Below are 402 nucleotides of genomic sequence, written 5' to 3'. Positions count from 1 at the left end.
TGGGGGCGGCCCTGTTGCCATTGATCGCGCCTTCCGCGGCTGCCCAGGTTTCTGCTCAGGCCGTTCTGCCGACGGATGGCGTCGTAACGGCGGGGAGCGCCAGCATTTCTCACCCCTCAGGCACGTCTCTGCAGGTCGATCAGTCCACAGATATGGCGATTGTCGACTGGACCAGTTTCAGCATTGCAGAAGGGCATTCGGTTTACTTCAATCAACCCGGCACCTATTCCGCGACCCTGAACCGCGTCAGCGGAGACACATCCTCCACCATTGCCGGCTCGCTTACGGCGACAGGCCGGGTGTTGCTGGTCAACCCGAATGGCATTGCGATTACGGAGTCGGGCACAGTTGATGCCGGCGCGTTCGTTGCGTCGACGCTGGATATTGCCGATGCGGACTTTC

Annotated in this window: 1 protein-coding gene; it reads left to right on the top strand. The window is 60.9% G+C overall.

The window, feature by feature from the left end; all coding sequences use genetic code 11:
- Positions 1 to 14: 14 nt before the first annotated feature.
- On the top strand, positions 15 to 402 hold a 388-nt coding region (locus tag HY29_RS17535), incomplete at its 3' end, for a two-partner secretion domain-containing protein (RefSeq protein WP_206741997.1).

The sequence above is a fragment of the Hyphomonas beringensis genome (assembly GCF_000682755.1).
GTDB lineage: Bacteria > Pseudomonadota > Alphaproteobacteria > Caulobacterales > Hyphomonadaceae > Hyphomonas > Hyphomonas beringensis.
Note: the sequence above shows the minus strand (reverse complement) of the source record. Positions and strands in the feature narration are given on the sequence as shown.